Raw genomic sequence first — 21,224 nt, forward strand, 5'->3', positions numbered from 1 at the left:
ATTCCATGAGGGAGTAGTTAGCGCGAAAGTGTGGTTTGTCAACATTCTGATTATAATAAAGAGTATAATCTGGCAAATCTTAAATAATGAGACTCATGTATATCGATTAACGGCTTGTGTATTATACACCGGCTGGCAGTTGATATACATGAGTTTTTTTGATTTATAGGAAAATACTCGTAACATAACGGAAAACCAATAAGAATTGCAAAGCAAATCTTTTGCTTTGCAATTCTTGGAGGACAAAACGCTGGTTTTGTCCTTTTTATGCGCAGTTTACATCACAATAAGATAAAGGAGATTAGACGAATGTTATTATTTTTGAAAGTATTTTTTACCGAATTCATAGCGGAAATGGGGGACAAGACGCAGCTTATGCTTATTGCTCTTACTTCTAAATACAAGTTAAGAGATATTATATCGGGAACTGCTGTTGCAATTCTTGTACTTAACGGACTAGCTGTTCTTGCAGGCGGGCTGGTAAGTGAGTTCATTCCCGATTGGCTGATTAAGACTATTGCAGCACTTGCGTTTCTCTATTTTGCAGCATCGACTATTGCCGGTGATGATGACGACGAGGAGGAAGAGGGCAGCAGGACAAAGATTAAGTTTGCACCACTTGCAGTTTTCTGCACATTTTTTGTTGCAGAACTTGGGGACAAGACACAGCTTACAGCTATAACATTTGGTGCCAATGAGGGAATGGGGGCAGCATTTATCGTATGGATTGGATGCTCGCTCGGACTTTTTGCAGCGGATATTCTTGGAATGTTAGTTGGCTATCTGTTAAAGAGTAAGACTCCGGAGGGATTGCTTAATACACTTGCATTTATAATATTCTCTGTATTTGGTATATACACTTTTTATCAGGGACTTAAGCTTATAAGAGCAGATGTCTGTCAAGTCCCTGTAATGCCGGTACTTATAGCTGTAGCTGTTGTTTTTGCAGTTTTATGTGTCTGTCTTTTTATAAGGAGAGAGAAGAAAAACGTGAAAAATAATAAAAATGCCTTTTCATCGTCTAAGGATTGTATATAGGAAATATCTTCACAATCTGTTATACTAAAATAAATTGTTTAACACTATCAAGTATGTAACAGAGCAGATTGCTAATATCCGCTTGACTGTATTATTAACACTAATATGAAATTATAGTGGAAATGGTTGAAGGGGGACTACAACTATGCCAAAAAAGATACTTCCTCTTGGAATTGAAAATTTTGAAAAGATGATTCAGGAAGATTATTACTATATAGATAAAACTGGTTTAATAACTGAGCTGCTGAAAAATCAATCAGAGGTAACATTATTTACACGACCAAGGCGTTTTGGAAAATCGTTAAATATGAGTATGCTTAAAAGTTTTTTTCTGTTCATGGCAAATACGAGGTATGAAGAAGAACTTAGGGATGAGGGTATGGAGAGGATAATTAAATATGGAATTGCCTGCTATAAGAAACGATGTAAAGTGAGCGTGATTTAAAAATTTTTAACAACAGCCTGTCATAAAATAAAAAGGCTCCTCATATGATGTAAAAAAATAAGAGGAGCTTTTAAAGTGGAAAAGCCAAATTTTAGAAACAGGAGAAGGAAAAACGCATACATAATTGATGAAAGATTAAGTCAGAGAGCAGTAAGTCTTGCTAATTACATGGTGGAGAATAAATCCACCGTAAGGCAGGCGGCGAAGGTATTTGGTGTCAGTAAATCTACTGTACATAAGGATCTCACTGAAAGACTTGAAAACATAGATTCATCATTAGCGGGGCAGGTAAGAAAAGTTCTTGACCTGAACAAATCAGAAAGACATATCAGAGGTGGTATGGCTACAAAGGAAAAATATGCACATATGCATCAGGTCTGAGGTCATAAAATGTGCAGCTTATTATTATTTTTGTCAATGATCTTGTTGGGCAGATGATTATGAAAATATAAAGAAATAGCATCTTTATTGATATTTCTTTACATAAGAGTAAAACCATCAATTTTCTGATGCTATTTCTTTAAAATGCAAGTTTCAATTCACCACTTATTGCTCTATGCAATAGAAGTGGTGGACTTCCCTGACAGTGTTAAAATTTGATTATTCTTCCGATTCATTTATTGCTGCAATTGTCTGACGGATATCTTCGTATTTAAGTTCATCAGGTGTGAATGAGAGTGTTGAATGGAGTGGCACTCCGCCAAAGCCGCATTTGAGGTCTTTTAGTTCTTCTTCTTCGGTTTTTGGTGAGTCGGCTTTGTGCTGTGCTTTTACGCACTTCATAAGCATTTTATCAAGCGGTGCTTTGTTTTTTGCAAAGCGTTCAACATCTTCACAGGTGGTTGATTTGTTTACGGCAAATGGAATCTTTACAGTGGATGTTATGGAAACGGCTTTTGTTTCTTTTATATCCCTTGATGATGCTGCGATTAGTATCTTATATTCGCCTGACGGTGCGTACCAGTCGTGGATTGTTTCATTATAATATGCCCATGACCTGAAATTAAGGGTGAAATTGACTGTTTTTGTTTCGCCCGGCTCGAGTTTTACTTTTGCGAAATCTCTTAATTCTTTGACTGGTCTGTTATCTTCGTCAATGTGATTCTCAATATAAAGCTGAACTATCTCGGCTCCATAGACATCGCCTATATTTGTTATATCGATACTTACATTTACAGTGTCGTTGTCATTAAATGAAAATTCATTTTCAGCTATATCCATGCTGTTTATCTTCATATTGCCATATCTGAATTTTGTGTAGCTTAATCCGTAGCCAAATGGGAAAAGCACATTCATTTTCTTTTTGTCATAATATCTGTAACCGATAAATATTCCCTCATTGTAATTTACTTTATCCCTGTTGCCTGGGAAGTTTAAGTATGCAGGTGTATCTTCAATACACATAGGGAACGATTCTGCGAGTTTTCCAGATGGATTTGCCATACCGAACAAAAGGTTTACGGCAGCGGCACCGGAAGCTTCTCCGGCAAGATACATTTCAAGGACTGCATTTACTTTGTCGATCCAAGGCATTGTGATGGAAGAACCGTTATGTAAGACTACGACTACATTCTTCTGGACTTTGCATATTTCTTCGATAAGTTCGTTCTGGCATTTTGGCATATCAATATGTTTTCTGTCAAAACCTTCATTTTCAAATGCATCAGGAAGTCCGGCAAAGATTACTGCTATATCTGCATTTTTGGCGGTGTCTATTGCTTCACTGAGAAGTGTCTTGTCTGTTTTGTCATCATCTGTATTGTAACCCTTTGCATATGTTACATCTGCAAAGCTTTTTACACAGTTAAGTGCTGTATCAATCTTATGACAGTTTATATGGCTTGAACCGCCGCCCTGAATACGCGGTTTGTCAGCAAATTCACCTATAAATGCGATATTTTGGTTTTTGCTAAGGGGAAGTGCACCATTATTTTTAAGCAGAACTGCACAGTTTTCGGCGGTTTCCTGTGAGAGTTCGTGATGCCATTCCATATCATATTTAAAGTCTGAATGTTTATCTTTGGAAACAAGTGCTTTATCAACAAGTGTAAGTATCCTTCTTACGGCATTATTTAATATCTCAATATCGAGAGAACCGTCATTTACGGCTTTTACGATAAGTTTATCAGTTTCACCGTGGCTTGATGGCATTTCGAGGTCAAGACCTGCTTCAAGGGCTTTTACTCTGTCGTTCATAGCACCCCAGTCTGTCATTACAAGTCCGTCAAATCCCCATTTATCTCTTAATATATCAGTTAGAAGTTCCTTGTTCTCACATGAATATTCGCCGTTTATCTGATTGTAGCTGCACATGATAGTCCAAGGTTTAGCCTGTTTTACAACCTTTTCAAATGCAGTCAGGTATGTTTCGTTGAGAGTTCTCTCATCAATCTCGGCACTTATGCTCATTCTGCGCCATTCCTGATTGTTTGCGGCAAAGTGTTTAAGGCTGGTGCCGATATCATTTTTCTGCACGCCGTTTACAAAAGCTGCTCCGATCTCACCGGCAAGATATGGATCTTCTGAAAAATATTCAAAGTTCCTTCCGCATAATGGTGAGCGTTTCATGTTTATACCGGGGCCTAGAAGAACAGAGATATCTTCGCTCTGACATTCTTTGCCGAGGGCATTTCCGACATTTTCTATAAGTTCCCTGTCAAAAGAGCAGGCGAGGGCAGAAGCGGTTGGAAAACATATGGCTTCTATGCTGTCGAGAAGTCCGAAGTGGGCAGGGCTGTCATCTTCTTTGCGAAGGCCATGAGGACCGTCAGAAACCATGACGGAAGGCAAATCGAGTCTGTCGATTTTTTTTGTGTGCCATGCATCGGCGGCTGAACAAAGAGATGCCTTTTCCTCAAGAGTCATCTCTGATATAAGGTTATCAATGTTGATTTTTTTCATAAATATAAATCCTCCTTATAAATATCTTATATGTATTTTAAACTAATATTTTTTGGTTTAATATAGCAATATCTGATAAATAATACAGTTATTTTTTGTGAAAAATAGCTTATGAAGTTTATGAGTTAAACATATAGGAAAAATATGCTTCTTTAAATGCAAGATAACTGTTTCTTGATATCGGAAGCAAATTGTTATTGTAGGTTATTATCTGTGTTTTTGAAAACTGTTCAACACGCTTTAGATTAACGATATAACTTCTGTGGCATCTGAAAAATCCTTTTTCAATGGTGAAGATATCTTCGCATTTTGAAAATAGTTCTTTAATCTCGATGATCGTTCCGTTTGAGAGGTAAACAATAACTTTCTTGTTCTGTGCTTCGAGATAATCGACTTTTTCAAGCTGTAATTTACAGAAACCTGTCTGCGTATGTGCGGTGAAGGTTTCCATGTTTTTTTCAAAGGAGTTCAGAAATTTATCCAGTACCGAAAAGAAGCGGTTTTCATCAATCGGTTTCAGTATATAATTAAATGCATTAACTTCATATGAATCTACGGCAAAATCTCTTGATGATGTTAGAAAGATTATGGGAACTGACTGATTGCTGTTTCTTAGTTCCCTTGCGGTATCTATACCGTTTAATAGCGGCATAAGTACATCGAGTATTATCAGATCCATACAGTTATTCTGTTGGGCATTTATAAGGTCATCACCATTTGTAAAACAATGTATTTCAGGCACTATATAATTTTTTTTTGACCATTTTTTAAGGATATCGCAGGTGGCATCTATAAAAATCTGTTCATCGTCGCAAATTGCTATTTTCATGTGTCTTTTTTTTCAAGTGGCAGACTGTGTTTTAAGGTCTGTCATTTCCTTTCTCAAAAATGTAAAGTGTATAATATCAGAAGTGATTTATTTAAATGATTATCCTCAATATAAAAAGCCCTTCTGATATAAAAAACTGGCATTGTCCGTTTAATTTCTCAACATAATATACTATACTTTTAACCCCTATTCCATGTCCTTTTTTGTCTGAAACAGGTATACCATCGGCAAATCTTGGTATTTTTTGTACAGGATTTTCAATCTGCAGCAATATGTGGCTGCCTTTTTGTGAGAGCGTAAGTTTTGCCCACTTATTTTCGATATCCATATTTTCAAGTGCATGCATTGAATTTTCAAGTGCATTTGAGAGAATGGTGCAAAAAGCCATATCATTACAGGGCAGCTTATCTGATATGGAGATATCGTTTTGAAGTGATAGCCCGGTATTTTCAAAACGGCTGTTGTATATTGATATAACCGAATTTAACATCTCGTTTTTACAATATGAGGTTATAATGGTGTCATCGTAGGCATTGCTTATTTCTTTTATATATTCCTGAGCCTTGTCGATATCGTTATTTGTTATATATGTATGTATTATACTTAAATGGTGGCGCATGTCATGTCTGAGTATTGCAAGTTTGTTTTTGCTTATTTTTACTTGTGATATTTCTTTTTCAATAGAAGATAACTGCATTTTCATAAGCTCATTGTACTGCCTGGCTTCCTGTCTTGATTCAGATTCCTTAAAATACACGATAAGGAATACAAGATATGCGATACAAAAAGCAAATCCCATAAATTCGACTACGGCTTTGTTTCCGGAATAAAGCAGGTTTGAAAATTTTGTTGAGATGTAATCAAATACATAGTATGTAAATGGAAGAAATCCGATTATGCAAAGTTCCCATTTTTCTTTTGCAAAAACTGACTGTGTTGTCCTGCATACATATTTACATAGGATTACAAACACGATACAGGTCGTCATTATTCTGGCTGCATAGTAAACATACTGCGAGGAGGTTATATCAAAAAATAAAAGACCTATCCAATTGCTGAGCTGACAGCACAGATATGCTGAAAATACCGAGGTACATGCTGATATGAGCGGATATCTGTAATACAGGAATAAAAACAGGGCAAGCGGGAGATGGACTATGAATGGATATATCCTGTTTGCAAAAGTCTCTCCAAAAATTGAATAGTTTATCACATACAATGAACCCTCGAAGCAAAAAAGAACAAACAGGGTTAATATATTTTTCCTGTTTTGTTTAATGCCGAGAAAAAATGAGGAGATAAATATACCAAACATCATTGTCGTTATATTGTGGATATTTGTAAGTATTTGCAGCAGCATGGTAATTATCTCCTCTCTTGTTTTTTAAATCTGTCCTATAAGATATTCGTTTGAACCATCTTTAAGAAAGACTGGAAGTGTGTCTATCGGGGCATTGATATTGTAAGTTTTACCGCCTTCGTACACTTTGCCATCGTGTGCAAGTGTCCATGAATGGCCGGAAGGAAGGTAAACTTCACGCTCTGTCTCATGTTCGTGGCATACCGGAGCGACAAGTATTTCTCCACCAAACATATACTCATCGTAGATATTCCAGCAGTCATCATCAGGAAATTCATAGAAAAGCGTGCGCATAACAGGAGTTCCTTTTTCGTGTGCTTCTTTCATAAGGCTGCGGATATAATCTCTCATAAGTTCGCGGACATGGATGAACTTGACCATTATCTTATAGGCTTCTTCGCCGTAACTCCACACTTCATTGTCTGCACCTGTCCCCTCACGGACTTCGCCCGCTTTGTTTTTGAGGTTTGTGTATGGCTGGCGGCAGCCGTGTATTCTCATTACAGGGCAGAATGTTCCAAACTGGAACCAGCGTAAAAGAAGCTCTTTAAAATCATCGCTTTCGATATTTCCACCGTGAAATCCGCCGATATCAGTTGTCCACCACGGAATACCACAGAGTCCCATGTGAAGTCCGGCACATATCTGTTTGCGGAAATCCTCATATGAAGAAAAAATATCGCCTGACCAGACGAGAGCACCATATCGCTGACTGCCAACCCATGCACAGCGTACAAGATTGACGATATCATTTTGTCCCATCTCTTTCTGTCCCTCATAAAAAAGTTTTGAGTATTCTCTCGGATATATGTTTCCAACTTTTAGTACAGGTCCGGCATGATACTGGTAACGCTCATAATTATAATTAGTAAATTCAGGTTCAGCCTCATCAAGCCAGAATGTCTTGACACCCATATCAGCATAATTCTTTTTACATTTTTCCCACACATATTTTCTTGTGCGTGGATTTGTGGCGTCCATAAATACATTGTTTCCGTGGAAAGTCATCTGAACATCAATGCCTGAATTTTGCTTTACGAGAAGTCCCTGTTGTTTCATCTCCTCAAAATTTTCGCTGTTCCATTCAACCTGGGGCCAGATTGAAACCATTGTCTCTATTCCCATGTCTTTAAGTTCTTTTATCATCTTTTCAGGCTCAGGGAAATATTCCTCATCAAAACGCCAGTCACCGCAGTGAGGCCAGTGATAGTAGTCGATAACTAAAACATCTACAGGTATGTTTCTCTTTTTGTATTCCCTTGCAACATCGAGTACCTGTTCCTGGTTATAATAACGGAGTTTGCACTGCCAGAAACCAAGTCCGTACTCAGGCATCATAGGTGATTTTCCGGTGCAGCAGGCAAACTGTTCCTCAATCTGTGCGGGAGAGTTTCCAGCGGTTATCCAGTAATCAAGTTTGTCAGTTGATTCAGCAACCCACTCTGTAGTATTTTTGCCGAAATGAACCTCACCGACAGCCGCATTATGCCACAGAAATCCATAGCCAAGACTTGAGATATAAAAAGGTATGCTTGCCTGTGAATTGCGGTGTGCAAGTTCGAGATTGCAGCCTTTTAGGTCAAATATTTCCTGCTGGTACTGTCCCATTCCGTAAATCTTTTCAGAAGCTGAAGGCTCAAAACTTGCTTTTAATCTGTAGCTGTCGCCGTTTAAAGTGTGGAAATAACGAGCTTTTTTTGTAAGTGCCCCGCCGTTTGCTATCTCGCGCAGAAGAAGTTCGTCTTTTTCGTTGTAAAAAGAAATCTGTAAAGCATTTCCCCATTCCTGAACATATAATTTGGCAGTGATAAGACCGTTTCGGATATATGCGTGGCGTTCATCGGTAATGTTGATATCAATATCAGATATATTGTCAACATCTGGGTTGATAAGAGCAGCGCAGCCATCTGGGATTTTGTCCATAAGTGATGACTGGACACGTAGGCTGTTATTGCCCCATGCCGTAATGCTTAAAAGTTCTCCGTCATTGCGGAAAGATAATTCTTTGTCAGTGTATTCAAAAAAATTCATATGTACCTCCTTATAAATAAATGTTTTGAAACTATATGATGAAATGCTATAGTAATATCTGAAAAATTATCATTATAAACAATAATATAAGTGAAATTTACTGAGATAGCAATGTTAAAGTTAGTATATTATTTGCACTCGGATTTTTATGTTATTACTCATTTGGATGTTTGGCAGATTGGCGGCAGGAGAATTTTTTCTTGCCTGATACAGGCTTTTTGCGTATAATTTATTTTGTGTGTAAAAAATATTAAATTATGTACAAGAGGAGAAAATCATGTGGGATAGTATTAATACGTTACTGAAGAACATCGACGACCTTGTGTGGGGAGTTCCGCTTATGGTACTGATATTGTCGGGAGGTATCCTTCTTACATTTCGTCTTGGATTTTTGCAGCTTCGCAGACTTCCACTTGCCTTAAAGTGGATGGTTAAGAATGAGGAGGGTGCAAAGGGAGAGATTTCAAGTTTTGCCGCACTCTGTACGGCACTTAGTGCCACTATAGGAACAGGAAATATCGTAGGTGTTGCTACGGCTGTAGGTGCAGGTGGACCGGGAGCACTTTTCTGGATGATAGTTGCAGCGTTTTTTGGAATGGCAACAAAGTATTCAGAGGGACTTCTTGCGGTAAAATATCGTGTTGTAGATAAGGAAAATCACAGTCTTGGCGGCCCTTTCTATTATATAGAGCTTGGAATGGGTGAGAAATTTAAATGGCTTGCGAAGATATTCGCTTTCTTTGGTGTCTGTGTAGGTCTGTTCGGTATAGGAACATTCAGTCAGGTAAACGGTATATCAAGTGCGATTCAGAACTTTTTTGATCCTGAAAAATCACATACAGTTTCAATTCCGGGTATAGGAACATATTCATGGACGGTAGTTATCGCTTCGCTTATACTTTCATTCTGTGTGGGAGCTGTTCTTATCGGAGGTATCAAGAGAATCGCAAATGTCAGTCAGATAATAGTTCCATTTATGGCGATAATCTATTTTGTATTTGCAGTTACACTTGTGGTGTGCAATATTACAAAGATTCCTGCTGCTGTTGTTGTCATCGTAAAAGCTGCATTTAATCCACAGGCAGTTGCAGGAGGTATAACGGGAAGTATGTTAGTTGCGATGCAGAAAGGTGTTGCACGAGGTATATTCTCAAATGAGGCAGGTCTTGGAAGTGCGCCTATAGCAGCGGCGGCAGCCCAGACTCATGAGCCGGTGAGACAGGGTCTTGTAAGCATGACAGGAACATTTATCGACACGATAGTTATATGTACGATGACAGGACTCTCGATAGTTCTTACGGGAGCATGGAAGGTAGAAGGTCTTGAGGGTGTGCAGGTTACAACATATGCATTTAAACATGGGCTTCCGTTCCCGTCAGGTGTTTCAGCATTTATTCTTATGATGTGCCTTGTATTTTTTGCATTTACAACGATACTTGGCTGGGATTATTACAGTGAACGCTGCCTTGAGTATCTTACAGGTGGAAATATGAAGAAAGTAAAAGTGTTCCGCTGGATATACATACTTGCAGTATTTATCGGACCATACATGACAGTAAGTGCAGTATGGGTAATAGCCGATATATTTAACGGACTTATGGCTATCCCTAATATGATAGCGTTATTTGCATTGAGTGGGGTGGTCGTAAAAGAGACAAGAGATTTCTTTAATGCAAAGAAACATTTAAAATAGTATGCAAAACTTGATAAAAATGCTGAAATTTAGTAAACTGTAGTGTGAAAATATAAAAGTTATAAATGAGAGTTGAATGGAGGATTAGAGTTGAGAGACATCAATATTTATAATACATTGACAAAAAAAGTTGATAAGTTTGTGCCAAATGAGCCAGGAAAGGTAAAAATGTATACATGCGGACCTACAGTATATCATTTTGCACATATTGGAAATCTGAGAAGCTATATTGAGGAAGATATCCTCGAAAAATATCTTCGCTATGCGGGATATGATGTAAAGAGAGTTATGAACATTACGGATGTGGGACATCTTACAAGTGATGCGGACAGCGGAGAGGACAAAATGCTTAAAGGTGCTAAGAGAGAGCACAAGACAGTTATGGAGATAGCAGAGTTTTACAGGAACGCATTTTTTAGTGATTGTGATAAATTAAATATAAAGACACCTGATGTTGTTGAACCAGCGACAAACTGCATACCGGAGTTCATTCATATGATAGAAGTCCTCATAGAAAAAGGATATGCTTATGTTGCAGGTGGAAATGTATATTTTGACACATCAAAGCTTAAAGAGTACTATGTTTTGTCAAATCAGAATGAGGAAGAACTTCAGGTAGGAGTCCGTGACGATGTGGAAGAAGATGACAATAAAAAGAATAAGACGGATTTCGTGCTCTGGTTTACAAAATCCAAATTTGATTCACAGGAATTAAAATGGGACAGTCCATGGGGCGTTGGATATCCGGGATGGCATATAGAGTGCTCATGCATAAGTATGAAACATCTTGGGGAGTATCTTGATATACACTGTGGAGGTGTTGACAATATCTTCCCTCACCACACGAATGAGATAGCCCAGAGTGAGTCATATACGGGACACAAATGGTGTAATTACTGGTTCCATGTACAACATTTAAATGACAAGTCAGGAAAAATGAGCAAATCAAAAGGTGAATTTCTTACAGTATCTTTATTGGAAGAAAAAGGTTATGATCCGCTTGTGTACAGATTTTTCTGTCTTCAGTCACATTACCGTAAGCCATTGTTATTCAGCTATGATGTAATGGATAATGTAAAGACTGCATATGAGAAACTTGTCAATAAGACAACAGCTCTCTCAAAAGAAGGTGAGATCGACAAGGCTGTATTTGAGAACTATCAGGATAAATTTGCAGAAGCAATGGGAAGTGACCTTAATACTTCGCAGGCAGTTACAGTTCTTTACGATGTGTTAAAGGCAGATACAAATGATGCGACAAAGAGAGCTCTTGTAGAGGATTTTGACAAGGTGCTTTCACTTGACCTGTTAAAAGAAAAGGAAACAAAGACGGCTGATGATGACCTTAAGACTATGGTAGAAGATATGATCGTCAAGAGAAATGAAGCGCGTAAGGCTAAAGATTTTGCAAAGGCGGATGCCATAAGAGACGAACTTCTTGCAAAGGGAATAGAGATTAAAGATACAAGAGAAGGAACAGTCTGGAAACTTATTTAGTAAGATCATAAATAAAAAGCAGCGGGACTTTTGTCCTGCTGCTTTTATCACTTTAAAATTTATTATATCAATGGGGGCAGCTATGAAATTTAAAAAAATTTTTACTCTGGCATTGGCATTATGTATAGGTATATGTATGATGAGTGGCTGTAAAAAGAATGAACAGAAAGAGGAAACACACACATCTAAAAAACTTAATGTTGTGACAACTATTTATCCGTACTATGATTTTGCAAAGCATATTGCAGGGGATAAGGTAAATATTTCATGTATAGTTCCGGCAGGTGAGGATATACATTCGTTTAAAGTGGACTCAACAGTTATGTCTGAAGTACTTAAAGCTGATGTACTTGTTTACAATGGTGGTGAATCCGAAAAATGGGTATCTGATCTGCTTAAGGTCAAAAAAGAAGATGCGGCACAAATCAAAGAAATATCAATGATGCAGCATGCATCTGAGATTGTAGGTGCAATTAGTGAGCAGGATGACGATAAGAAAGATACACAGAAAGATACAGATTATGATGAGCATTTGTGGACAGCACCGCTATGTGCTGAAAAAATAGTATCTATCATATCGGATGAATTGTCAGAAATTGATAGTAAAAATGCAGAGTATTATCATAAAAATGCAGATGACTACAAAAATGAACTGGAACAATTGGATTATGACTTTAGGGAGGTCGTTGAAAATGGAAAGACAAAGCATGTTGTCTTTGCTGACAGATTTTCTTTGAAATATCTTTTTAATGAGATAGGGCTTGTCTATAGTGCTGCGTATCCTGTTTGTTCAGAATATGAAGCTCCTAAAAAACAGACTGAAGCTTATCTTGAGAAAAGGATAAAAGAGGAAAAACTTCCTGTTATATTTAAAAATGAGATAACAAAGTCTGATACGGCAGAAAAAATAGCAAAAAAGACAGGTGCAAAAGTGGAGACATTCAATACATGTCACACTGTTACAGAAAAACAGTTTAAAGAGGGCGTTTCATATATTGATCTGATGAAGGATAATGTTAGTAAGTTGAAAGAAGCACTTAAATAAGTATAGCAGTCAATATGCTATGAAAAAATTGGAGATGAGGTATTTTATGAAAAAAAACAGCAGGTCATGGCGTGCGATAGGGATGATAATTCTTGTGACACTTATTGTGTCAGTATTTACGGCACTTATGTCGGGGATTATGTATGCTCAGAGTCAGAATAAGACAAAAGTTTTGCCGGTAAGATGGGAGGTAAAAAAATATACATCAGACGGACATCTGGGAAATGTTATAACAACAGATCTGACGAAAGTGAATTTTAAAAAATCAGGAAAAGGAATAAAGGTTGTCGCAACAGCTACAATACCTGATGGCAGTTCTGATGGCATAACATTACAGATGTGTCTTAAGAGAACAGCTTATCAGGTGAAAATAAGCGGAGGAAGATATTATACATATGCGATAGGAAGGTATATAAAAAGAAAATCGATTGGAAACGGATATCATTTTATCCATATAACACAAAAAGATTATGGAGAGAAAATTAAAATTGTGTTTCGTGCAAATGGTGTAGACTCGTACAATAATATTAGACAGGTGAAGTTTTATGATGGGGCAGATATGTCTGTTAATCTGGCATCCAGAAATTTTGTGCTTATATTGCTGTGCAATTTTTTGATCGTATTTGGAATCATACTGACAGTATTGGGCGTAGTTCTTGTATTTAGGGAAAAAACGTATGCACAGTTTTTGTATCTTGGGATATTTTCATTTATGATGGGATTATATGTTATAAGCAGCAGATATCTGTTACAGATTTTTAATGATGATCTTTTGACAGATACGCTGATAGAATATTTTACAATGTTTTTGCTGCCTGTATCAATTGCACTGTTCCTGTTGGAAATAACAGAAAAAGACAGAAAGATTTACCGCCTTTTTTTGGGGATATATGCATTTATTGATTTTGTGGCAACAATAGCCGTTGGAGTTGCTTACAGGAATTATAATCTGCATTTAAACCAGGTATCGGGATATTACAGAGAATACATGATACTTGGGATTGTAGTTGTGTTTATTGTGGAAGCAAAGAATATATTAAAACCTAAGTCTGACAAGTTGAAAGTGTCAGGTTTTCTGGTGCTTATCTTTTCAAATTCAATAACATTGGCGAGCTTTTTGATATTTGGTGATACAAGCGAGATCTCGGAGATTGCGTCATATCTTATGCCTGTTGGAAACATATATCTTATACTTGCACTTTTGTTTAGTTATCTTACAGAGTACATGCGTATGTTTAAGGACGATGTAGAAAAAAATATCTTGTTAAAGATGGCATATACAGATCCGATGACAAGTCTTTTTAACAGGGCAAGATCAATGGAGGAATTTTCAAAACTTGATTCTGAAAATAGACATTATTGTGTAGTTTGGCTTGACCTAAATTATCTCAAGAAAACAAATGATAGATATGGACATGAAGAAGGTGATCTTCTTCTTATAAATTTTGCGGGTATCTTAAGAAAAGCATTCGAGGACATAGGTACTGTGTGCCGTATGGGTGGTGATGAGTTTTGTGTTATTATCGATAAATCGATGAATGATAACAGGATAAAAAAGGGTATAGACAAGATGCTTTCATTTATAGATGATGACAATAAGGGGAAACATCGATATTTTATGCAGACATCATATGGAGTTGCAGGCAGTGAGGAATTTGATGAGCCTACTTCCGACAAAGTCTGTTCAATTGCAGATGAGAGAATGTACAAGATGAAAGTTGAAATGAAGGCACAGCGGACAGATTGATTTCAATATTATCATAATAGTGTTAAAAATCGCACTAATAATTATAGACGAACCTTAAATATGCTTATATAATGTAATCAAAGTTAAGTAAATGGGAAAAAAGAAAGGAGATTTCTAATGAAAGTAGCAGACGGATTTTGGTTAAGCAAAAAAGGTTATAATGTAAATTATGCTTCACAGGCATACAAAGTTGAAACTACTGAAAACTCGATTAAGGTTCTTGCAACACCTTACACAGTTATGAACAGAGGTATGACTCTCGGAGGACCAAACCTTGAGATTACATACAGCTCTACTTCTGAAAATATCATCAAAGTTCACATTGACCATTACAGAGGAGGTCTTGACAATATTCCTCGTTATGAACTCAATGAGGACACAGGATATACTCCTGTTATCGAGAGAACAGAAGATAAGGTTACACTTACTTCAGGTGATACAAGAGTTGAGATTAAGATCGGTGATGACTGGGATGTTCAGTTCTATTATAAAGACAGACACCTTACAGGTGGTGCATGGAGAGCAACATCTATCATTTCTGAGAGCCAGTTCACAGCTAATGCACGCATGAACCTTCAGGAAGATGATGAATTCTTCAACTATCCACAGGATGCTCATACAACATATCTCAGAGAGCAGTTAAAGACAGATATCGGTGAGTGTATCTACGGTTTCGGTGAGAAGTTCACACCGTTTGTAAAGAACGGCCAGACTGTTGAGACTTGGAATTGTGATGGTGGTACTTGTTCAGACCAGAGTTACAAGACAGTACCTTTCTACATTTCATCAAAGAGCTACGGTGTATTTGTAAACAGCTCAGACAAGGTTTCATTTGAAGTAAACTCAGATACTGTATCAAAGGTTACATTTACAGTACCGGGTGAGGAACTTGAATACTTCATCATCGGTGGAGAAAATCTTGAGCATGTTCTTGAGAACTATACTACACTTACAGGAAAGCCTGCACTTCCACCAGCATATACATTTGGTTTATGGCTTTCAACATCATTCACTACAAGCTATGATGAAAATACAGTTATGAGCTTTATCGACGGAATGAAAGAGCGTAAGATTCCGCTTCAGGTATTCCATTTCGACTGCTTCTGGATGAAAGAGTATGAGTGGTGTAACTTTGAGTGGGATAAGGATATGTTCCCTGATCCTAAGGGACTTTTAGACAAGCTCCACAATGAAAAAGGTCTTGAGGTTTGTGTATGGATAAACTCATACATCGGACAGCAGTCAAAACTTTTCGATATAGGAAAAGAAAAGGGATATTTCATCAAGAACCTTGACGGAAGCGTATTCCAGTCAGATATGTGGCAGCCGGGCATGGCTATCGTTGATTTCACAAATCCTGAGGCTTGCGAGTGGTTCAAGGGATTACTTAAGAAACTCTTTGATATGGGTGTAAACAACATTAAGACAGACTTTGGTGAGAGAATCCCTACAAAGTGCAAATATTACAATGGCATGGACCCTATCAAGATGCATAACTATTATACATACCTTTACAACAAGTGTGTATTTGAAGCTCTTGAAGATTACTACGGAAAAGATAAGGCTTGTCTCTTTGCGAGAAGTGCAACAGTAGGCGGACAGAAATTCCCTGTACACTGGGGTGGTGACTGCTACGCAGAGTACTCAGCAATGTCAGAAACTCTCCGTGGAGGACTTTCACTCTGCTCATCAGGATTCGGTTTCTTCTCACACGATATGGGTGGATTTGAAGCTACAGCACCTGCTGATGTTTACAAGAGATGGTGTGCATTCGGACTTCTCTCTACACACAGCCGTTTACATGGCTCAACATCTTACAGAGTGCCTTGGGTTTACGATAAAGATGGTGATACAGAAGCTTGTGATGTACTCCGCCACTACACAGTACTTAAAGGAAGACTTATGCCTTATCTCTGGGCGCAGGCAAACAAGACACACAATGTCGGTGTTCCTATGATGCGTTCAATGATAGTTACATTCTCTGATGATACAGCTTGTAAGTATCTTGACCAGCAGTATATGCTCGGTGACAATCTCTGCATCGTGCCTGTTATGAATGAGGAAGGAATCGCAGAATTCTATGTACCTGATTGTGGAACATGGACAGATATCCAGAGCGGTGAGACATATGAAGGTGGAAAATATTACAAGAGACAGTGTGACTACTTCCAGACACCTATACTTGCCCGTCCGAACAGCATTGTTACATATGGTAACTTTGATGCAGAGGACAAGATGACAGTAGTTTATGATTATCTTGAGAAAGCAGATGCGGTTATATATGGTCTTGAGGATGGTAAGAGTGCATCAGCAACTATTTATGACAGTGAGTCAAACAAACTTACAGACATAACAGCTAAGCGTAATGGAAATGTCATCACAGTATCTTATGACTCTACAGATAAGAACTTTACTGTAACAGCAGAAGGAAAGACCGTAGAAGCAAAAGCTGGAACTACAAGTGTTGAGATTACATTATAAGAGAACTATCTATCATGTGTTATTTGGCTTGAGGTCAGTGATATATTAGTTTGATGTCATGTTAAATTTATATAAACAAAATAAATGCTGTGCCACAGAGTAAGTGGTACAGCTTTTATTTGTTTGTTATGATTTTATATTTTACAGATGAAGTCGTTCCTCGATTGCTTTTTTATGTTTCCTGCCAAGCGGTATAGAATGTTTTCCTACTTGTATTATGAATGTTGATTTATCATATGAATAAAAATGGTGAAGATTTATAATATATTTTCTGTGACACTGGACAAAGTTGTCCGGAAATATATTTAAAAGTTCATTTATCGTCATATTTGTAAGTTTTATATGGCCGTCATGTGTATAAATAACAGTTTCTTTGCTTGAGGACTCAATATAGTCGATATCATCGAGTATGACATGTAAATATACACCGTTACTGTCTTTTAATGTGATTTTTTCTTTTTTCTTTTCGGTATGTTCGCCAATGATATAATCAAGGGTTTCTATCAATTTGTATGTCGTATAAGGTTTAACAAGATAAGAAATGCAGTGTAGTTCCTGTACTGCAAAAAATATTCTGTCAGGAAGTGCTGTGATATAAACTATAGGTGCATATGTGTAGCGTTTTATACTTCTTATATATTTGCCAAAATCAAGTCCGTCACAGTCAAGATCATCAACATCGGTTGTGTCTAATTCAATATCCAGCAAAAAAAGATCAAAAGTTTTTGTTTCGATCAGATTGCAGGCTTCTTTATATGTAGCTGCATTAAAAATCTGCCAATTTTCATAATGCTCGTTTATTATTTTTGCAACTGCTTTTTGTTGTTCTTTATCATTTTCCAAAATGAGAACCGTAAACATCATATACCCCCGATAAAACTAAATTTTGTGTTTTGATGTTCAGTATAACACAGATAACTAAATTTTTCAAAATTATCATGCATATTTTACCAAAATTGAAGTTCAGACCTTAATATTTGTATTTCGGACTTAATTTAGTGAAAAGTGTTGCAATTTAGGTGAAAGTAGGTAAAATATGTCCTGTGAACGGTCATTGATTAGTTAAAAACAATGACTCTGGAGGCTGATTCTTTGATAATATGAGCGGAAAAATAAAAATATTTTCAGAGAATAAAAAGGGTATTAGGAAAAGGGTATGGTGTTTTAGCCGCTGTTACATGCCTCTGATACATACAGTGGATTAAACATCGGACGGATTAAAGTATATTAGGTGGATGGAAAAAGGGAGTCAGGAATATAATTGTTTTTAAAGGATAAAGGAATGGTGAAAGTGTTACGAGAGTAGCATTTTCACCATTTCCTTTTTGTATGATGATATTTTTCAGAAAATTTTAATGGAAAGTATGATGATTTTGATTTATACTAGATAGTTGTTAGTAATACTTAAGAAATTTATGATTCAAAACCCATAGGAAAAGGATAAAGGACATGACTTATAGAAAAAATAAAAAGAAACCTTATTTGTACAGGCTTATGAGAAAAATAAAGAAAACATTTAAAGCCTGGGCGAGAAGAAATCCATCGAAGGCAAGGAGAGTTTATGCTGTGTCATCGGCTGTGGTGATAATAATTGCAGTCTGTATTTTGACAGCAGTTGCGGGAAAGATTGAAAATTCTGGAAGGAAATCAGTTGATAGAAAGGAAATAAAAGCTACGACGGAACCTGTTGTGAAAGAAACAGTACCGCCTGTTGCCAGCAGCGAACCTGATGGTAACAAGAAACCTGCTGTAAAGAAGACACCGACAAACGGGAAAACTGTTGATACAAAAACAATATATTCATATCTTCAGGGACCAAAATCATGGAAAGAAAAAAGGGTATGGTCAGGTTATTGGGGAAATGCATATATGAATGGAAGTAAATTTGGGGCTTTTGGCTGTGGACTTTGCTGCATGGCAAATATATATTCAAGTATAACACCTTCTTACTATAAAGCTTCGCCTGTAGACATGTATAATTTTGCCAAAAAGAATACGAGATACTGGGGGGGAAGTGCAATCGACTGGCCATATATGGTCAGAGGCATGAGAAAAGCCGGAATACACTGCGGTACGAAGAGAAAACCTTCAAGATACTCTTCATTTAAAAAAGATATTGCAGCTTCAAAGTGTGCTATCGTACTTGTTAGCAGTTATGATTCTTCATGTTATTGGAAATATACACCAGGACATTATGTAACAATATTTGCATATGACAAAAAAAATGACAGGGTATTTCTTGCTGATTCAGGGGACCCGGCTCATAACCGTCATTGGGTAGAATTGAAAAAAATATATCGTTCGCTTAAAAAGGCGAGCAGATATCAGTACATCTGTGTGACAGGTTACAATAGAAGTGAGGACACATTTAGAAACAGAAGGACAAGCGGCAGATGGATAAGGCCTGCCTATATGAGAAATGGTACAGCTAAGAAATAACAGACAAAAAATCTTATTTTAGCTATACATTGCAGTTATAAGGAGAAATAAAATATTTAAAAGGGGTGAAAAAATGAGCAGGAAAAAAGAATATGAAGAAAAAGAAAAACACGGCACAGCACAGTTTCCGGTGGGGCTTCATAAGCTGACATATCCGGCTGGTACAGATGTCATGTTTTATGTTCACTGGCATCAGGAGTTCGAGTTTCTTGTTCTTACAGAAGGGCAGGTCTTATTTACCATAGAGGACAGGGAATATCTTATGAATCCGGGGGATATCGTATTTATAAATTCAAATTATCTGCATACGGCGAAAAATGTGTGTGGCGGTATATGTTCATTTTATGCGATTGATTTTTCGTATCAGGTGCTAAATGAGGATATACATAGTATCTTCTCAAAAAAATATATAAGACCTGTTCTGAACGATAAATTTATATTTCCTGAATTTATGCCGTTGAGCGAAGATAGAGAAAAGGAATGGCAGAAGGACATAAGAAGATATCTGCGTGAAATAGATGACTGTCCGGAACACGGACTTGAGCCGTTTGAACTTATGATAAGGAGCAGGATATTTGCTATATGGGATATTATGACACAGAACGGGACGCGTGCACATAAGGATGATGATATAGAAAACAGATATTCGGAGAGACTTGAGCCTGTTATAAATTATATAAAAGAAAATTATGCATATGAGATATCTCTTGCAGAACTTGCAGGAATACTTCCAATGAGTGAGGGACAGTTTAGCAGGGTTTTCAAACAGACAATGAAAATGTCGCCTATACAGTATCTTATGAGATACAGGATATTGCAGAGTTGTAAACTTTTGCAGGATACGGATAAGAAGATAGGAGAAATAGCAAATCTGTCTGGATTTAACAATATAAGTTATTTTAACAGGGTATTTTTAAATACTATAGGATGTACACCGAAAGAATACAGGGGAAACAGCAGCTACTAATTATTCGTTGTACTAGAGAGGGGGATTTTATATGGCAAGGGAATTTACGAATCTTATCGAAGCGGTTGACAGTGTGAAATCAAAGAAGGCAGTTATTTTTGATATGGACGGTCTTATCTTTGATACGGAAAGGGTTTTTATGGAGCAGCTTGCAGTTGCAATGAAGGAGCATGGTTATACGCTTACAAGGGATATTTATACAGATACTTTGGGACTTGGTGGCAAAAAGCTTGTGAATTTTATGTACTCAGAGTTTGGATATGATTATCCGTTTGAAGAGTGTAGTAAGCTTGCTCAGGAGAGAATGGCTATGATATGTGATACCATAGGATTGTCGGTAAAACCTCAGATAAGGGAACTTTTGAAAAAGTTAAGGGAAGACAAAATAAAATGCGGTGTTGCATCATCTACAAAAACTGAGCTTGTAAATAAATATCTTAGCAAGGCGGGACTTGATGGCTATTTTGATGTTATTATCGGCGGTGAGCAGGTAGTTGTATCAAAGCCTGAACCTGATATTTTTATATGTGCATGTGAGAGACTTAATGTATCACCTGCAAAGGCGTTAGTGCTTGAGGACAGCGAGAACGGCATAAGGGCAGCGAAAGCGGCAGGAATACCTGTTATATGTGTTCCTGACCTCAAAGAGCCATCAAAAGAGTGTCAGAAGTTGGTGACTGCTATTGTAAGGAGATAGTGTGAAAAATAAAATTTTTCACACACAAGATTTGTGTCTGCGCACACTTGACAC

At 37.2% G+C, this 21,224-nt stretch carries 15 protein-coding genes and 1 pseudogene; 11 read left to right on the plus strand and 5 right to left on the minus strand.

Features of this window, described 5'->3' with window-relative positions; translation table 11 throughout:
• Positions 1-309 precede the first annotated feature (309 nt).
• The 3 genes and pseudogenes from KQI69_RS02945 (at position 310) to spoIIID (ending at position 1,864) form a co-directional block, all read left to right on the plus strand.
• Entirely contained in the window at positions 310-1,038 is a 729-nt protein-coding gene (locus KQI69_RS02945) for a TMEM165/GDT1 family protein (protein WP_216563795.1), read from the plus strand.
• Positions 1,039-1,183: 145 nt separating this feature from the next.
• Positions 1,184-1,369, plus strand: a pseudogene (locus tag KQI69_RS10375) (AAA family ATPase); the annotation flags it as partial.
• Positions 1,370-1,558: 189 nt separating this feature from the next.
• Positions 1,559-1,864: a sporulation transcriptional regulator SpoIIID gene (spoIIID, locus tag KQI69_RS02955; protein ID WP_371818713.1), complete on the plus strand. Its 306-nt coding sequence runs from the start codon at positions 1,559-1,561 to the stop codon at positions 1,862-1,864.
• 219 nt (positions 1,865-2,083) lie between these two features.
• On the opposite strand, the gene KQI69_RS02960 is transcribed toward spoIIID, so the two are convergent.
• From KQI69_RS02960 to KQI69_RS02975, 4 genes are all read right to left on the minus strand, one after another.
• Complete coding sequence (locus KQI69_RS02960) at positions 2,084-4,384, minus strand: glycoside hydrolase family 3 C-terminal domain-containing protein (protein ID WP_216563797.1); 2,301 nt, start codon at positions 4,382-4,384, stop codon at positions 2,084-2,086.
• Positions 4,385-4,502: 118 nt separating this feature from the next.
• On the minus strand, positions 4,503-5,213 hold the full coding sequence (locus tag KQI69_RS02965) for a LytTR family DNA-binding domain-containing protein (protein ID WP_216563798.1): 711 nt from the start codon (positions 5,211-5,213) through the stop codon (positions 4,503-4,505).
• Positions 5,214-5,304: 91 nt separating this feature from the next.
• Positions 5,305-6,426: a sensor histidine kinase gene (locus tag KQI69_RS02970; protein WP_371818714.1), complete on the minus strand. Its 1,122-nt coding sequence runs from the start codon at positions 6,424-6,426 to the stop codon at positions 5,305-5,307.
• Positions 6,427-6,597: 171 nt separating this feature from the next.
• On the minus strand, positions 6,598-8,604 hold the full coding sequence (locus tag KQI69_RS02975; RefSeq protein WP_216563800.1) for a TIM-barrel domain-containing protein: 2,007 nt from the start codon (positions 8,602-8,604) through the stop codon (positions 6,598-6,600).
• Positions 8,605-8,881: 277 nt separating this feature from the next.
• Here KQI69_RS02975 and KQI69_RS02980 point away from each other — a divergent pair, with 277 nt between their 5' ends.
• The 5 genes from KQI69_RS02980 to yicI all read left to right on the plus strand — a co-directional run bounded on the left by KQI69_RS02980 (position 8,882) and on the right by yicI (position 17,067).
• Positions 8,882-10,297, plus strand: coding sequence for a sodium:alanine symporter family protein (locus KQI69_RS02980; RefSeq protein WP_216563801.1), 1,416 nt, complete (start codon positions 8,882-8,884; stop codon positions 10,295-10,297).
• A 99-nt stretch (positions 10,298-10,396) separates the two neighbouring features.
• Positions 10,397-11,794, plus strand: coding sequence for a cysteine--tRNA ligase (gene cysS / locus KQI69_RS02985; protein ID WP_371818715.1), 1,398 nt, complete (start codon positions 10,397-10,399; stop codon positions 11,792-11,794).
• Positions 11,795-11,876: 82 nt separating this feature from the next.
• A complete protein-coding gene (locus KQI69_RS02990) occupies positions 11,877-12,839 on the plus strand; it encodes a metal ABC transporter substrate-binding protein (RefSeq protein ID WP_216563803.1) in 963 nt (320 codons plus the stop codon).
• Positions 12,840-12,885: 46 nt separating this feature from the next.
• Positions 12,886-14,586: a GGDEF domain-containing protein gene (locus KQI69_RS02995; protein ID WP_216563804.1), complete on the plus strand. Its 1,701-nt coding sequence runs from the start codon at positions 12,886-12,888 to the stop codon at positions 14,584-14,586.
• A gap of 117 nt (positions 14,587-14,703) precedes the next feature.
• Positions 14,704-17,067 (plus strand): alpha-xylosidase, encoded by a 2,364-nt coding sequence (gene yicI, locus KQI69_RS03000; protein ID WP_216563805.1) that lies wholly within the window; start codon positions 14,704-14,706, stop codon positions 17,065-17,067.
• Positions 17,068-17,208: 141 nt separating this feature from the next.
• Here yicI and KQI69_RS03005 read toward each other — a convergent pair whose 3' ends face one another.
• On the minus strand, positions 17,209-17,928 hold the full coding sequence (locus KQI69_RS03005; RefSeq protein WP_216563806.1) for a LytTR family DNA-binding domain-containing protein: 720 nt from the start codon (positions 17,926-17,928) through the stop codon (positions 17,209-17,211).
• A gap of 588 nt (positions 17,929-18,516) precedes the next feature.
• Between KQI69_RS03005 and KQI69_RS03010 the strand changes: the two genes are divergently transcribed.
• The 3 genes from KQI69_RS03010 to KQI69_RS03020 all read left to right on the plus strand — a co-directional run bounded on the left by KQI69_RS03010 (position 18,517) and on the right by KQI69_RS03020 (position 21,170).
• Positions 18,517-19,506 carry a C39 family peptidase gene (locus KQI69_RS03010; protein ID WP_216563807.1) on the plus strand — a complete coding sequence of 330 codons (990 nt, stop codon included), beginning with the start codon at positions 18,517-18,519 and terminating at the stop codon, positions 19,504-19,506.
• A gap of 73 nt (positions 19,507-19,579) precedes the next feature.
• Positions 19,580-20,473 carry an AraC family transcriptional regulator gene (locus KQI69_RS03015; RefSeq protein WP_216563808.1) on the plus strand — a complete coding sequence of 298 codons (894 nt, stop codon included), beginning with the start codon at positions 19,580-19,582 and terminating at the stop codon, positions 20,471-20,473.
• A 31-nt stretch (positions 20,474-20,504) separates the two neighbouring features.
• Positions 20,505-21,170, plus strand: coding sequence for an HAD family phosphatase (locus KQI69_RS03020; protein WP_216563809.1), 666 nt, complete (start codon positions 20,505-20,507; stop codon positions 21,168-21,170).
• Positions 21,171-21,224: the final 54 nt, after the last annotated feature.

The organism is Eubacterium sp. MSJ-13, assembly GCF_018918235.1.
In the GTDB taxonomy this organism is placed as follows: domain Bacteria; phylum Bacillota; class Clostridia; order Lachnospirales; family Lachnospiraceae; genus Butyribacter.